This is a genomic window from Halomonas zincidurans B6, from assembly GCF_000731955.1.
GTDB lineage: Bacteria > Pseudomonadota > Gammaproteobacteria > Pseudomonadales > Halomonadaceae > Modicisalibacter > Modicisalibacter zincidurans.
The window spans coordinates 1,707,955-1,721,834 of record NZ_JNCK01000001.1; the positions used below are offsets into that span (position 1 = coordinate 1,707,955).

The window sequence follows — 13,880 nt, forward strand, 5'->3', positions numbered from 1 at the left end:
GCGAGCTTGAGCGTTACTGGGCTACAGCTTCTGCTCGAGCTGCGGCAGGATCTCGAACAGGTCGCCGACGAGACCATAGTCAGCGACCTGAAAGATCGGCGCCTCCTCGTCCTTGTTGATCGCGACGATCACCTTGGAGTCCTTCATCCCCGCCAGGTGCTGAATCGCCCCGGAGATGCCCACCGCGATGTACAGCTCCGGTGCGACGATCTTGCCGGTCTGGCCGACCTGCATGTCGTTGGGCACGAAGCCGGCGTCGACCGCCGCCCGCGAGGCGCCGATCGCCGCACCGAGCTTGTCGGCGATGCCGTCGAGCAGCTTGAAGTTGTCGCCGTTGCCCATGCCGCGGCCGCCCGAGATGACGATCCTGGCGCTGCCCAGCTCGGGGCGCTCGCTGGCCGCCAGCTCTTCGCCGACGAAGCTCGACAGGGCATTGTCGACGACGATGTCGACGGCTTGCTGAGTGGCGCCGCCGCTTTCGCCAACCGCCTCGAACGCCGTGGTGCGTACGGTCAGCACCTTGAGCGCATCGTCGGACTGTACGGTGGCGATGGCGTTGCCGGCATAGATCGGCCGCTTGAAAGTCCCGGCATCGACGACATCGAGAATCTCGGAAATCGCGGCGACATCCTTGAGCGCGGCAAGCCGCGGCAACACATTCTTGCCATTGGTCGAGGCGGCGGCAAGTACGTGCGTGTACTCGTCGGCGAGTGCCGCCAGCAATTCGCCCAGCGGTTCGGCGAGTTGATGGGCGTAGACCGCGTTATCGGCGACGCGCACTCGCGTCACGCCTTCCAGCCGAGTGGCAGCATCGGCGACGGCGGCGACGTTGTCGCCGGCGACCAGCACGTCGACGTCACCGCCAGCGGACTGGGCGATCTGGCGGGCCGCCTCGACGACGTGGGCGGTGGCGCCGGCGAGCTGCCCGTCGTGGTGTTCGGCGAGGACCAGAATGCTCATGAGATCAGCTCCTTTCAAAGCACTTTGGCTTCGTTCTTGAGTTTGTCGATCAGCTCGTCCACCGAGCCCACCTTGATGCCGCCCTTGCGCTCGGCCGGGGTTTCGACCTTGAGCTGGCGAATGCGCGGCGCGATATCCACACCCAGATCGGCCGGCGTCCGGGTATCGAGCGGCTTCTTCTTGGCCTTCATGATGTCGGGCAGCTTGGCATAGCGCGGCTCGTTCAAGCGCAGGTCGGTGGTGACGATCGCCGGCAGCTTGAGGGCGACGGTCTGCAGGCCGCCGTCGATTTCGCGGGTGACGTTGACGGTGCCCTCCTGGACAGCGATCTTGGAGGCGAAGGTGCCTTGGCCCATGCCGGTCAGCGCGGCCAGCATCTGGCCGGTCTGATTGTTGTCGGTATCGATCGCCTGCTTGCCGAGAATCACCAGCCCGGGCTGTTCGGCCTCGACGACCTTGGCCAGCAGCTTGGCCACCGCCAGTGATTCGATCGTGCCGTCGCTATCCGCGGTCTCGATGTGAATGGCCCGGTCGGCACCCAGCGCCAGCGCGGTGCGCAATTGCTCCTGCGCCGCTTTGGGACCCACGGTGACGGCCACGATCTCGCTGGCCACGCCCTGCTCCTTGAGCCGCACCGCCTCTTCCACGGCGATTTCGCAGAACGGGTTCATGGCCATCTTGACGTTGGTCAGATCGACGTCGGAGTTGTCCGCCTTGACGCGGATCTTGACGTTGTAATCGATGACGCGTTTGACCGCGACGAGTACTTTCATGGCGTCCTCGCTAGATTGGAACCGGCCGGCATTTCGTGTCGACTCATGCAAGCGTTTGATAGGGTTGAGACCTGCATTCTAGTTTGCCACAGCTTACAAAGCCGCCCAAGCTGGCATCCGGCATCTGCATAAGTGCTTGTCGCCAGTCTTGCAGGAGAATATGACTAGCAGCAAACGGGAGTAGAAGCAAACGACCGTTTTAATTATAGTGGCAATAATCGCGATATTACCTAAAGACATGCCCGGTAGGCCAAGCCTGACAACCGAGCGCCAGCTCGATACGGCTACCGGGCCGACATCGCCCATCAATGATGTCGCTTGAGGAGGAGACGAGCCGTGGAACGCGAATACATGGACTTCGACGTTGTCATCGTCGGTGCCGGCGCCAGCGGCCTGTCCGCTGCCTGCCGCCTGATGCAGCAGGCCAACCAGGCCGAACGCGAACTCAGCGTCTGCGTGGTCGAGAAAGGCTCCGAAGTCGGTGCCCACATTCTTTCCGGGGCGATCTTCGAGACCCGCGCGCTGGACGAGCTGTTTCCCGACTGGGCCGAGCGCGGCGCGCCGCTGACCACGCCGGCCAGCCACGACGAGGTCTACCTGCTCAAGGATGGCGAGTCGGCGCAGAAGCTGCCCAACGCTCTGGTGCCCAGGAGCATGCACAACGCCGGGGGCCACTCACCAAACTACGTGATCAGCGCCGGCAATCTATGCCGCTGGCTCGGCGAGCAGGCCGAGGCGCTGGGCGTCGAGATCTTCCCCGGCTTCGCCGCCCAGGAAGTGCTCCATGACGCCGATGGCGGCGTGCGCGGCATCATCACCGGCGACATGGGCGTGGCCGCCGATGGCAGCGAGAAGAGCGGCTACATGCCGGGCATGGAGCTGCGCGCCAGGTACACGCTGTTCTCGGAAGGCTCGCGCGGCCATCTCGGCAAGCGCCTGATCGAACGCTACGATCTGGCCGCCGGCAAGGACCCGCAACATTACGGCATCGGTCTCAAGGAACTCTGGGACGTGCCCGCCGACAAGCATCAGCCGGGTCTGGTGGTGCATGGTTCGGGCTGGCCGCTGCCCACGGACACCCAGGGCGGGTTCTTTCTCTACCATGCCGAGAATCAGCAGGTCGTGGTCGGGCTGATCGTCGACCTGGCCTACGCCAATCCCTATCTCTCGCCGTTCGACGAGTTCCAGCGCATGAAGCATCATCCGCTGCTCAAGCAGTACCTGGAGGGCGGCTCGCGGGTCGCCTATGGCGCCAGGGCGATCACCAAGGGGGGGCTCAACTGTCTGCCCAGGATGTGCTTCCCCGGCGGCTTGCTGATTGGCTGCGATGCCGGCACGCTCAACTTCGCCAAGATCAAGGGCCTGCATACGGCGATGAAATCGGGGCTGATCGCCGCCGAGACGGTCTTCGAGGCAATAGCCGACGGCGACGAGGGCGGCAACGAACTGAGCCGCTTCATGACCCGCTGGGAACAGAGCTGGGCCTATGCGGAACTCAAGGAGACCGCCAGCTTCGGCCCGGCAATCCACAAGTACGGCACCCTGCTCGGTGGCGCCTACAACTTCGCCGACCAACTGCTCGGCGGCAGGCTGCCCAAGGTCCACGACACCACCCCCGACCATGCCCGGCTCAGGACCCGCGATGCGGCCACGCCGATCGATTATCCCAAGCCGGACGGCAAGCTGTCTTTCGACAAGCCCTCGTCGGTGTTCCTGTCGAACACCAATCACGAGGAAGATCAGCCCTGCCATCTAAGGCTTGCCGATCCGGACATACCGATCCGCGACAACCTGCCGAAATTCGACGAACCGGCACAGCGCTACTGCCCGGTGGGCGTCTACGAAGTGGTCGAGGACGATAGCGGCCAGCCGCGCTTTCAGATCAACTTCCAGAACTGCATCCACTGCAAGACCTGCGACATCAAGGACCCGGCGCAGAACATCACCTGGGTCGCCCCGGAGGGCGGCGGCGGGCCCAACTACCCCAACATGTGAGGGTCAGGAACGGGCTGGTCAGGCGCGCCCGCCGGCCAGGCGCTCGAGCGGGGCGCGTTCGGCGATCAGACGCCGCCGCCCCGCCTGCTCGAAGCGGACCTCGAGCACCGGGCTGCGCGGGTCGCCCTCGACCACGACGACCTCGCCGGGGCCGAACACCGCGTGACGCACCCACTCTCCGACGGCGAAGCCCATGCCATGCACTAACGCAGCGTATTCCGCGCCGGGGCTGGCGACCCGCGTCGCCGGCGTGACGCTCAGCGCCCCATCCGCGCCGATGCGCCGCAGGTAGCGCTCGACCAAGGCCGGGTCGCCCACCTCGAGCGCAGCTTTCTCTGCCCCCTCCTTTACCAACGCATCGCTTATCAACGCATCGCTCTGCTCCGCCAGCGCATCGTCGATGCGCTGGCAGTCCCGCCAGGCGCTTTCCGACAGGAACCGACTGGGGCGATGCTCGCCGCCGTCGTGAAGCATCAGCAAGCGCTCCTGGGCGCGGGTCATCGCCACGTAGAACAGTCGCCGCTCCTCCTCCAGGCGCTCGTCGTCGATGGGGTTGTCGCGGCTATAGTGTGGAAAGTCCCCTTCGTTGAGCCCCCATAGCGCCACCAACGGCCATTCGAGCCCCTTGGCGCCATGCACCGTGGTGATCAGCACGCCGTCCTCGGCGCCCTCGATCCGGCGATCGAGCAGCTCCAGGAAGGCGTCCGGCGCCTGGGTCAGCTCCTCCGCCTGCTCGATCAGGATATCCAGCAGCCGCACGTCCTCCTCGCCCTTCTCGCGCCGCGCCGCCGCCCGCTTGAGGACCTTCTCGGCATCGAGCCGCTCGACCACCAGCTCAAGCAGTCGCGACGCCGGCATGTTGCCCAGCCGCGGCAACTCGCAAAGCAGCTCCCAACGCTTCTTCAGGTTGCGCCGCTGGATCGGCTTGAGCTCGGCCAACAGCGGGTCGTGACGCTCCGGCCAGCGCTGTCGGTCCGCCAGCTGCACCACCAGCGCCTGCAAGCGCTCGCGGGCGACGAACGGCGTCGGCTGGGAGAACAGCAACAGGAGATGCTCGGGATCGTTGAGCAGTCGTGGTTGGCGAGCCAGGCGCAGGTAGCCGGCCAGGGCCTGGACCAGCGGCAGACGGAACACGAAGCGGTCGTCCCGCGACAGGCGAAACGCAATCCCGGCGCGCAGCAACTGCAACTGCACCGAGACCGACAACGCCCAGCTACGCACCAGCACACAACCCTCGGCAAGGGTGCGCCCCTCACGCTGCCAGCCCTGCAGCGCCGCGATCAGCCGCGCGCCGCCCTGGCCCACGGCCAGCGAGGTGCGCGGATTGCCGGGGGCGGCCAGGCACAACTGGTCGGGGCGCCGACGGTTGGCACGCACGGCATGATTGGCGGACAGCGCCAGGGCATGACCGTGGCGAAACGTGGTCGACAGCGGGTAGTCGGTGGCCTCGCCGAAACTCGCGGCAAAGCGCTGGAGCATGTAGTCCGGACGCGCGCCGCGCCATTCGTAGATGCATTGATTGGCGTCGCCGACCGCCATCACCGCCGCCCGGCTTCCGGCGAGCACTGCCAGCAGGCGCTGCTGGGCCAGGTTGATGTCCTGATACTCGTCGATGATCACGTGATCGAGAAAGCCCTCGACCCGGGCGCGGGATTCGGCGTCGCTTTCCAGGCAACGCAGCGGCCGGTACAGCAGATCGGCGTAGGTCATGCCGCCCTGCTGCTCGAGCAATGCCTCCATCTGTCGGAAGGCCTCGACGAAGTGACCGGTATGCTCGCCCAGGTCGAGGCGCTCCTTGAGCATTTCGGGTGCTTCCAGCTCGGCCTTGACCATCTCGCAGAAGTGCCCGAGGGCTTCGATGCGCTCGGGGTCGAGTGCGGCTTCGCGTGTCGCGGGGTCGGCGCCCTCGAGCGCGCGCATCGCCGCCTGGCGCAACAGCTTCTCACGCTGCCAGTCGGCGGCCAGCAGTTGGCGCGGCGCGAGCCGCCCCCAGCGGGTCAGCGACTGGGTCAGGCGATGGCCGATGGAATGGAAGGTACGCACTTCGGGCAACGCCTGGCCGGCCGGCGCCAGGGACACCAGCTTGGCGGTGAAGTCCTCGCGCGCTGAACGATTGAACATCAGCACCAGCATGCGTCGCGCCGGCACGCCGGCGGCCAACAGGTGCAACACCCGGGCGACCAGCGTGGTGGTCTTGCCGGCACCCGCCACCGCGGCGACCCGCGCATGGCCGCCGGCATGCCCGACCACCGCGCGCTGCTCGTCGGTCAATTTCACGGCGCCGCCTCGTCGAGCCAACCGAGCGGTTGCCAGACGCCATTGCTGGTCAGCCCCAGGGCGATACCGCCCGGCTGGCTACGCTGCTCGGCCTGCTCGATCAGCCGATAATAGACATTGCGATGCAGACGCGCGGCGAGCCCGAAACGGATCGCGACCTCGGGCACCGGCTCGCCGCGCGGGGTCTCGCTGAGTACGAGGCGATGCTCGGCGCCCAGCGTGACACGGTCGCCGACATTGGTGTCGATGTGCCAGGCCAGCGCATCGGCTTCGCCCTGCGCATCCGCATCGACGATCAGGAACGGTCGGTCCTCGACCTGGATGCGCCACTTCTCCACCGGTGTGACCAGGTAATAGTCGCCATCGGCCTCGCGGCGCAGAATCGTCGACAGCAAACGCACCAGCCGCGGCCGGCGGATCGGCTCGCCGTCGTGCAGCCACCCGCCATCGGCACGTATCAGCAGATCCATGTCGCCGCTCAGCGCCGGTTGCCAGCGCTCCAGCGGCGGGATTGCTCCGTCACCCTCGACAGGGGTGAGCAGCCCATCAAGCGACATTGGCCATCCCCCGTCAGACTGCTTGGCCATCGGCGCCGATCATCCGCGCCTCGGCCAGCGTTTGGCGCACGTCCTCGGGCGCCTGGGGCACCGCGCCGCGAAACAGCCGGTAGAAATTGGCCGTGGTCTGCATGGCCACCTCGTCGACGCTGATGCCCCGCTCGGCGGCGATGCACTCGGCGACTTCCACCACCCATTGGGGTTCGTTGGCTCGGCCGCGATGGGGCACCGGCGCCAGGTAGGGGCTGTCGGTCTCGATCAGCAACCGATCGAGGGGTATGCGCCGCGCCAGTTCACGCACCGTGTCGGCGTCGCGAAACGTCACGATGCCCGACAGCGAGATGTAGAAGCCGTGACGCACCGCCTCGCGAGCCATGTCGAGTTCCTCGGTAAAACAGTGCAACACGCCGCCCACCGCCGGGTCGGTGTGACGCCGAATCAGCGCCAGCGTGTCCTCGCGGGCCTCGCGGGTGTGCACGACCACCGGCAGCTCGAGTTCGCGGGCGGCGATCAGGTGATTGGCGAAGCGCGCTCGCTGTGTCGCCTGGCTGACGTCCTGATAGTGATAATCCAGCCCGGTTTCGCCGATCGCGACCGCCGCGTGACGCTCGGCGCAGGCCTTGATTGCGGCGACATCGGGCTCACTGTCGACTCGCTGCAGCGGATGCAGGCCCGCGGCGATCGCCACGTCGACGTGCTCGCGGGCCAGTGCCGCCAGCCCGGGGACGTCCTCCAGCGTTACCGCGATCGCCAGGAACTGGCGTACGTTACGCTCACGCGCGGTGTCCAGCACGGCGTTCAGGTCACCGTCGTGGGCGCCAAGATCGAGGCGATCGAGATGGCAATGGGAATCGACGAACATGCAGATTTACTCGGATCGGAAACATGAAGCTCGAAGCTCGAAGCTCGAAGCTCGAAGCTCGAAGCTCGAAGCTCGAAGCTCTTCAAAGCGTATAGGTCGGCGTGCCCTTGTCGAGCATCCCGGCCAGGTGATTCTCGATGCGGTCGCGCACGCGCCGGTCGTCGGAACTGAAGTGCACGCCGATACCCGGCACCCGACGCCCGGATACGCCCGGCGGCGAGATCCACACGACCTGGCCGGTGACCGGCAGGCGCTCGATCTCGCCAGGCATGGTCAGCAACAGATAGACCGTCTGGCCCAGCACATAGCGATCGCGGGTGGGCACGAACACCCCGCCCCGCTCCAGCGCCGGCATGAACGCCGACAGCAGGGTCGCTCTGTCCTTGAAGGTCAATGAAAGCGCTTTCTGTTCGGCCATCGTCTCAAGCTCCCATGGCCCGCTGCGTCAGGAACGCAACAGGGCGGACCAACGAACCAGCCAGGCTTCCAGCACCAGCTGCGGATTGGGGTTGCCGCCGGCAATCAGCAGCCGCTGCTGCTCGCGGGCGTAATCGAGCAGACGGAACCAGTCGCGCAGGCGGGCGTTCTTGACCGCCTGACGGTACAGCGGCAGCAGGTCGGGGTTGCGAAGCTGGTCGATATCGCCTGACAAGCCCAGGCGAATCAGGTCCTCCAACCAGGCAATACCGTACCACAGGATACGTTCCACGGCCTGGCGATCGAGCCGCGCGGCTTCGGCGATTGGCTCGCCACCGCGCACCAGCGAATCGAACAGTTCCTGCAGGTCCTGGCGCAGCCCGCGCGCCTCGCCGCCCGCCATGTCGGCGGCCAGCAGTGGCAGGCCGCCGGCGACGCGCAACCAGAAATCGCCATCCTGGACTTCACCGAGCGTTTCATTGAGCCACGCAAGGCTCTGCGCGCGATCGGGAATGCCCAGCGCCCAGTGCTGGCAACGCGAACGAATGGTCGCCAGCATGCGCGAGGGAATGTCGGCGAGCAGGATGAACAGGGTACGCTCGCCGGGCTCCTCGAGGCTCTTGAGCAGGGCATTGCCGGCCGCCACGTTCATCGCCTCGGCGGGCTGCAGGACGATCACCCGCGCCCCGCCCTGCTGGGCGGTCTGGGCGACGAAGGCATTGACCTCGCGGATCGGGTCGATGCGGATCTGGCGCCGGTTATCGGCCGGGGCGACCCGCAGCAGATCGGGATGATAGCCCGCGGCCAGCATCCGGCAGCTATGGCATTCGCCGCAGGCGGAAACGCCCGGCCGGCGACACAGCGTGCGCGCCACCAGCGCATCGGCGAGCTGCTGCTTGCCAACCCCATGCGGCCCGGACAACAACAGCGCATGCGGCAGGCGGCCATCGTCCTGCATCGCGCACAGCCGCTGCCAGATGGCGGCGTGCCAGGGCGGCGGCGTCAGGTATTCCATCGCGTCAGCCTTGCCAGCAAGCGCTGACGTATGTCGGCCTGTACCGCCTCGAGCGGCCGCGCGGCGTCGACGATCTCGAATCGCCCAGGCGCCGCTTCGGCACGCTCGCGGTAGGCACGCCGCACTGCATCGAAGAAGGCACCGCGCTCGCCTTCGAAACGGTCGGGGGGGGTGCCGCGCGCGACCACGCGTTCGCGGGCCGCCGTCACCGGCATGTCGAGCAACAGCGTCAGATCCGGTTGCAGCGTCCCCTGGACCAGGGCTTCCAGAGTCGCTATGTGCTGTCGATCGATGCCGCGGCCGGCGCCCTGGTAGGCGAAGGTGGCATCGGTAAAACGGTCGCAGACCACCCAGGCGCCGCGTTCGAGCGCGGGCCCTATGAGCCGGGCGAGATGCTGGGCGCGGGCGGCGAAGATCAGCAGCAGCTCGGCGTCTTCGGCGAGCGGCTCCTGCTCGTCCGGATTCAGCAACAACTCGCGTATCGCCTCGCCCCGCAGTGTGCCGCCCGGCTCGCGGGTCGCCACAACCTCGTGGCCTTGCGCGCGCAGCAACTCACAGACCAGGCCGACATTGGTGCTCTTGCCAACCCCCTCGCTGCCTTCGAGGGTGATGAAGCGTCCGAGAGAATGCATGCTGCGCCCTTAGCGATTGAGGATGTAACGACGCACGGCGGCGTTGTGCTCGTCGAGCGTCTCCGAGAACTTATGGCTGCCGTCGCCCTTGGCGACGAAGTACAGCGCCTTTCCCTCGGCCGGATTCACCGCTGCCTCGAGCGCGGCGCGCCCGGGCATGGCGATCGGCGTCGGCGGCAGACCCTCGATCAGGTAGGTATTGTAGGGCGTTTCGCGGCGCAGGTCCGCCTTGCTGATATCACCATTGTAGTCGTCGCCCAGCCCGTAGATTACCGCCGGGTCGGTCTGCAGGCGCATGCCCTTGGTCAGACGTCGCGTGAACACGCCGGCGATCTTGCGACGCTCGCCGTCGGCGCCGGTTTCACGCTCGATCAACGAAGCCATGATCAGTGCCTGGTAGGGCGTCTTAAGCGGCAGCCCCTCGTCCCGCTTCGCCCAGACCGACTCCAGGGTGCGCTGCATGCGTTGGTAAGCCTGAGCGAGGAGTTCGAGATCGCTGACGCCCTTGTGATAACGGTAGGTATCGGGGAAGAAGCGGCCTTCCGGATACTGGTCGGGATAGCCCAGCTCAGCCATCACTTCGGCGTCGCTCATGGCGGCGGTGCGATTCTCCAGCTTGGTGGCGGCATTCAATTCCGCGCGCATCTGCGCAAAAGTCCATCCTTCGGGAATGGTCAGCGAGTAGCTCACGATGTTGTCGCTGCCGAGCAGCACGAGAGCCTCGCGGGCGCTCATGCCAGGCTTCAGCCGGAACTCGCCGGCCCGCAGCGCCGGCAGACTCTGCGCATCGACACGCTTGAGCAACCGCAGCGACCAGGTCTCGGCGATAATGCCGCGTTCGGCCAGGTCGCCAACCACCTGATTGAAGCTAGCCCCACGGGGCACTTCGTAGACCACCGGCGCATCGATGGACAACGCACGGTCGAGCTGGGCCTGCCAATAGCGAAACCCGGCGAACCCGGCCACCGCCAGTAAAACGGCCAGGACCAGGATGATTTTCAGCAAGCGCATGGTAAATCCTTGTCGCAAATCGTGGCGTGAACTTCGGCAATGGCGCCGTTAGATACCGGCGGGATAGCCGAGCAGCGCGTGGGCTTGTTGCTGAAAGAAACGCAAATCATCGCTGATGCGCCATCGCTCCAGGGGTTCTCCCGATGGACTCTCCAGTGCGGTTACCGGCCACAGGCCTTGAACCGAATTGCCCAGGCAGAGCCCTTCGACCGTTTCCAGCGCCGTCGGTTCGAACTCGACTTCGTCGATGCCGAGCCGTTCCAGCAGCGCGGCACGCAGCGTGCCGGCCACGCCGCAGCGCTCGAGGCAGGGTGTCTGCCAGCGGCCGTTGCGTCGCCAGAAGACATTCATGCTGGTGGCTTCGATCAAATGCCCGCCAATGCTTGTCAGCAGACCTTCGGCAATGTCTGGGGATGTCCATTCGCGACGCGCCAACACGTTCTCGAGCCGGTTGAGGTGCTTGATACCGGCCAGTGCCGGCTGCTCGGCGAGACGCAGCCGACAATGACGAACCGCCACGCCATGCTGCCAACGCTCGCGACGTGGCTCGAACGCGGAAAGTTGCCAGCGCAGGCGTGGTTCGGGGTCGGCCGGCGCCTGATAGCCGCGGCCGCCGCTGCCCCGGGTGACGATGACCTTGAGCACCGACAGTCCCGACTCGGCCGCGGCGGGCAAGGTTGCCAGCACTGCCTCGTCGGGGGCATCGATGCCGAGTGCCGCACAGCCGCGCCGTAGCCGCGCCAGATGGTAGTCCCACAGCGATGGCCGGCCGTCACGCACCAGTACGGTCTCGAACAGACCGTCGCCATAGGCCAGGCCGCGGTCATCGAACGGCACCGGCATACCGGCGTCTAGAGGGCCCGCGTCAGACACGCGAGAAGATCAGCGACCCATTGGTTCCGCCGAAGCCGAACGAGTTGGACAGCGCGTTGTTGATCGTCATGTCGCGCGCGGTATGCGGCACGTAATCGAGAACGCAGCCTTCCTGGGGGTTATCGAGGTTGATGGTCGGCGGCGCCACCTGATCACGCAGAGCGAGGATGCTGAACACCGCCTCGACGGCGCCCGCCGCCCCCAGCAAGTGGCCGATCATCGACTTCGTGGAACTGACCGCGACCTTGTTCGCCGCATCGCCCATGACCCGCTCGACGGCGCGACTCTCGGCCAGATCGCCGGTCGCCGTGGACGTGCCGTGGGCGTTGATGTAATCGATCTGCGCCGGATCCATACGGGCGTCGCGGGTCGCGTTGGTCATCGCCTGCGCCGCGCCGCGTCCGTCCTCGGGCGGCGCCGTCATGTGATGGGCATCATCGCTCATCCCGAAGCCCTTGAGCTCGGCATAAATGGTCGCGCCACGCCGCTTGGCCTGCTCGTATTCCTCGAGTACCACGACCCCGGCGCCATCGGAGAGCACGAAACCATCACGATCGCGATCCCACGGCCGGCTGGCCGCGGCGGGATCGTCGTTGCGCGTGGACAGCGCGCGTGCCGCGGAGAAGCCACCCAGACCCAGCGGCGTGGTCGCCATTTCGGCGCCCCCGCAGACCATCATGTCGGCATCGCCATAGGCGATGGTGCGGGCGCCATAGCCGATATTGTGGGTGCCCGTGGTACAGGCCGTGGTAATGGCGATATTGGGCCCTTGAAAGCCGAACTTGATCGCCAGGTTGCCGGAAATCATGTTGATGATCGAGCCCGGCACGAAGAACGGTGAAATACGCCGCGCGCCGCCCTTGCGCAAGGTATCGTGGTTATGTTCGATCATCGGCAGGCCACCGATGCCCGAGCCGATCGCCACACCGATACGATGGGCATTGTCCGCGCGACACTCGACGCCGGCATCGGCGACCGCCTGGGAAGCCGCCGCAATGCCGTACTGGATGAACAGATCCATCTTGCGCGCTTCCTTGGGATTCAGATAGGGACTGATGTCGAAGTCCTTGATCGATCCGCCGAAGCGCGTATTGAATCCGCTGGTGTCGAAATGCCCGATCGAGGCGATGCCGCTCTTGCCTGCCAGGATATTGCTCCAGCTCTCCTTGACGGTGTTACCGACCGGCGTCACCAGACCCAGCCCGGTCACCACGACCCTTCTACGAGGCATCAGCTCTCCTCCAGATGTCCATAATGGGCACGCCTACGTAGACCTGCCAGCGCTGCGCGCAAGTATACCCGAAGGCTACCGGCTATGCCGCCCATAAACGCGAAAGCCGCTCTGTTTCCAGAACGGCTTTCTTGCGCGCCGGCGGTCGGAACCGCGGGTCACTTGCTCATAATGACTTGCTCATGCCGACTCGCTTACTGATGAGCAACGACGTAATCGATCGCTTCCTGCACCGTGGTAATCTTTTCGGCTTCCTCGTCGGGAATTTCGGTATCGAATTCCTCTTCGAGCGCCATAACCAGTTCGACGGTATCCAGGGAGTCCGCACCGAGGTCCTCGGTGAAGGAGGACGAGTTCTGGATGTCCTCTTCCTTGACGTTCAGGCGCTCGGCCACAACCTTCTTCACGCGCTCTTCGATGGTGCTCATTATGTCGTTACTCCTAGTGGTACATATCCGCCAGCTGGAAAACTGCCGGGTAGTTTATAGATGGCCCCTAATCGACGCAACCAAGGCATCGACAGCGGCCTCAACGCATGTTCATGCCGCCATTGACCTGCAGCGTTTCGCCGGTGATATAGCCGGCGGCATCGCTGGTCAGAAAGCCTACCGCGGCAGCGATCTCCTCGGGCTGACCCAAGCGAGACAACGGGATCTGCCCGAGCAAGGCCTCATGCTGCGACTCGGGCAGCGACTCGGTCATGTCGGTGGCGATGAATCCCGGCGCCACGGCATTGACGGTGATCCCACGCGAAGCGACTTCGCGGGCCAGTGCCCGCGAGAAGCCCTCCATTCCCGCCTTGGCGGCAGCATAGTTGGTCTGTCCCAGGTTGCCCATGGTCGCCACCACGGAGCTGATGCTGACGATGCGTCCGAAACGCGCCTTGGTCATGCCACGGATACACGCTTTACTGACACGGTAGACCGACTTGAGATTGGTATCGAGCACCGAGTCCCATTCGTCCTCCTTCATGCGCATCAGCAGGTTGTCGCGCGTGATGCCGGCGTTGTTGACCAGAATGGTCGGCGCGCCGAACTCGTCAGCGATCGCCTTGATCAGCGCATTGACACTCGCCTGGTCGGTAACATCGAGACGCCGCCCAGCCCCCTCGATGCCCTGCTCGCGAAGATCCGAGTCGATACGCTCGGCGCCGGCATCGCTGGTCGCGGTGCCGATCACGACCCGCCCCTGACGCCCCAGTTCATGCGCGATGGCACGACCGATGCCGCGGCTGGCACCGGTGACCAGGGCGATTCTGCGTTCGCTCGTCATAGTCG

Annotated in this window: 14 protein-coding genes; 1 reads left to right on the top strand and 13 read right to left on the bottom strand. The window is 65.7% G+C overall.

Annotated features, from left to right (window positions below; translation table 11 throughout):
* Positions 1-21 precede the first annotated feature (21 nt).
* Both HALZIN_RS0107970 and HALZIN_RS0107975 read right to left on the bottom strand, forming a co-directional pair.
* On the bottom strand, positions 22-960 hold the full coding sequence (locus HALZIN_RS0107970; protein WP_031383701.1) for an electron transfer flavoprotein subunit alpha/FixB family protein: 939 nt from the start codon (positions 958-960) through the stop codon (positions 22-24).
* 14 nt (positions 961-974) lie between these two features.
* Positions 975-1,733: an electron transfer flavoprotein subunit beta/FixA family protein gene (locus HALZIN_RS0107975; protein ID WP_031383702.1), complete on the bottom strand. Its 759-nt coding sequence runs from the start codon at positions 1,731-1,733 to the stop codon at positions 975-977.
* Between the two features lie 351 nt (positions 1,734-2,084).
* Here HALZIN_RS0107975 and HALZIN_RS0107980 point away from each other — a divergent pair, with 351 nt between their 5' ends.
* The gene (locus tag HALZIN_RS0107980; protein ID WP_031383703.1) at positions 2,085-3,728 is read left to right on the top strand and encodes an electron transfer flavoprotein-ubiquinone oxidoreductase; all 1,644 of its coding nucleotides are present in this window, start codon (positions 2,085-2,087) and stop codon (positions 3,726-3,728) included.
* A gap of 18 nt (positions 3,729-3,746) precedes the next feature.
* Here the strand turns inward: HALZIN_RS0107980 and HALZIN_RS0107985 are convergent, their stop codons facing one another.
* The 11 genes from HALZIN_RS0107985 to fabG all read right to left on the bottom strand — a co-directional run bounded on the left by HALZIN_RS0107985 (position 3,747) and on the right by fabG (position 13,875).
* Positions 3,747-6,005: an ATP-dependent helicase gene (locus HALZIN_RS0107985; protein WP_031383704.1), complete on the bottom strand. Its 2,259-nt coding sequence runs from the start codon at positions 6,003-6,005 to the stop codon at positions 3,747-3,749.
* Complete coding sequence (locus tag HALZIN_RS0107990; protein WP_031383705.1) at positions 6,002-6,562, bottom strand: DUF1285 domain-containing protein; 561 nt, start codon at positions 6,560-6,562, stop codon at positions 6,002-6,004. Before HALZIN_RS0107990 ends, HALZIN_RS0107985 begins: the two co-directional genes overlap by 4 nt.
* A 13-nt stretch (positions 6,563-6,575) precedes the next feature.
* The gene (locus tag HALZIN_RS0107995) at positions 6,576-7,424 is read right to left on the bottom strand and encodes a TatD family hydrolase (RefSeq protein WP_031383706.1); all 849 of its coding nucleotides are present in this window, start codon (positions 7,422-7,424) and stop codon (positions 6,576-6,578) included.
* An 82-nt stretch (positions 7,425-7,506) separates the two neighbouring features.
* Positions 7,507-7,842, bottom strand: coding sequence for a PilZ domain-containing protein (locus HALZIN_RS0108000; RefSeq protein ID WP_031383707.1), 336 nt, complete (start codon positions 7,840-7,842; stop codon positions 7,507-7,509).
* A 27-nt stretch (positions 7,843-7,869) separates the two neighbouring features.
* A complete protein-coding gene (locus HALZIN_RS0108005) occupies positions 7,870-8,856 on the bottom strand; it encodes a DNA polymerase III subunit delta' (protein ID WP_031383708.1) in 987 nt (328 codons plus the stop codon).
* Positions 8,844-9,488 (bottom strand): dTMP kinase, encoded by a 645-nt coding sequence (gene tmk / locus HALZIN_RS0108010; RefSeq protein WP_031383709.1) that lies wholly within the window; start codon positions 9,486-9,488, stop codon positions 8,844-8,846. Before tmk ends, HALZIN_RS0108005 begins: the two co-directional genes overlap by 13 nt.
* A gap of 9 nt (positions 9,489-9,497) precedes the next feature.
* Positions 9,498-10,499, bottom strand: coding sequence for an endolytic transglycosylase MltG (gene mltG, locus HALZIN_RS0108015; protein WP_031383710.1), 1,002 nt, complete (start codon positions 10,497-10,499; stop codon positions 9,498-9,500).
* Between the two features lie 48 nt (positions 10,500-10,547).
* Complete coding sequence (gene pabC, locus HALZIN_RS0108020) at positions 10,548-11,342, bottom strand: aminodeoxychorismate lyase (RefSeq protein ID WP_031383711.1); 795 nt, start codon at positions 11,340-11,342, stop codon at positions 10,548-10,550.
* 22 nt (positions 11,343-11,364) lie between these two features.
* Positions 11,365-12,603 carry a beta-ketoacyl-ACP synthase II gene (gene fabF, locus HALZIN_RS0108025; RefSeq protein WP_031383712.1) on the bottom strand — a complete coding sequence of 413 codons (1,239 nt, stop codon included), beginning with the start codon at positions 12,601-12,603 and terminating at the stop codon, positions 11,365-11,367.
* Between the two features lie 194 nt (positions 12,604-12,797).
* Positions 12,798-13,031: an acyl carrier protein gene (acpP, locus tag HALZIN_RS0108030; protein WP_031383713.1), complete on the bottom strand. Its 234-nt coding sequence runs from the start codon at positions 13,029-13,031 to the stop codon at positions 12,798-12,800.
* A 100-nt stretch (positions 13,032-13,131) separates the two neighbouring features.
* The gene (fabG, locus tag HALZIN_RS0108035; protein ID WP_031383714.1) at positions 13,132-13,875 is read right to left on the bottom strand and encodes a 3-oxoacyl-ACP reductase FabG; all 744 of its coding nucleotides are present in this window, start codon (positions 13,873-13,875) and stop codon (positions 13,132-13,134) included.
* Positions 13,876-13,880: the final 5 nt, after the last annotated feature.

What these genes read in the sequence shown, in the direction of transcription:
- HALZIN_RS0107970 (WP_031383701.1), bottom strand. Translation starts at nt 960, where the DNA reads ATGAGCATTCTGGTCCTCGCCGAACACCACGACGGGCAGCTCGCCGGC.
- HALZIN_RS0107975 (WP_031383702.1), bottom strand. Translation starts at nt 1,733, where the DNA reads ATGAAAGTACTCGTCGCGGTCAAACGCGTCATCGATTACAACGTCAAG.
- HALZIN_RS0107980 (WP_031383703.1), top strand. Translation starts at nt 2,085, where the DNA reads ATGGACTTCGACGTTGTCATCGTCGGTGCCGGCGCCAGCGGCCTGTCC.
- HALZIN_RS0107990 (WP_031383705.1), bottom strand. Translation starts at nt 6,562, where the DNA reads ATGTCGCTTGATGGGCTGCTCACCCCTGTCGAGGGTGACGGAGCAATC.
- HALZIN_RS0107995 (WP_031383706.1), bottom strand. Translation starts at nt 7,424, where the DNA reads ATGTTCGTCGATTCCCATTGCCATCTCGATCGCCTCGATCTTGGCGCC.
- HALZIN_RS0108000 (WP_031383707.1), bottom strand. Translation starts at nt 7,842, where the DNA reads ATGGCCGAACAGAAAGCGCTTTCATTGACCTTCAAGGACAGAGCGACC.
- HALZIN_RS0108005 (WP_031383708.1), bottom strand. Translation starts at nt 8,856, where the DNA reads ATGGAATACCTGACGCCGCCGCCCTGGCACGCCGCCATCTGGCAGCGG.
- tmk (WP_031383709.1), bottom strand. Translation starts at nt 9,488, where the DNA reads ATGCATTCTCTCGGACGCTTCATCACCCTCGAAGGCAGCGAGGGGGTT.
- mltG (WP_031383710.1), bottom strand. Translation starts at nt 10,499, where the DNA reads ATGCGCTTGCTGAAAATCATCCTGGTCCTGGCCGTTTTACTGGCGGTG.
- pabC (WP_031383711.1), bottom strand. Translation starts at nt 11,342, where the DNA reads ATGCCGGTGCCGTTCGATGACCGCGGCCTGGCCTATGGCGACGGTCTG.
- fabF (WP_031383712.1), bottom strand. Translation starts at nt 12,603, where the DNA reads ATGCCTCGTAGAAGGGTCGTGGTGACCGGGCTGGGTCTGGTGACGCCG.
- acpP (WP_031383713.1), bottom strand. Translation starts at nt 13,031, where the DNA reads ATGAGCACCATCGAAGAGCGCGTGAAGAAGGTTGTGGCCGAGCGCCTG.
- fabG (WP_031383714.1), bottom strand. Translation starts at nt 13,875, where the DNA reads ATGACGAGCGAACGCAGAATCGCCCTGGTCACCGGTGCCAGCCGCGGC.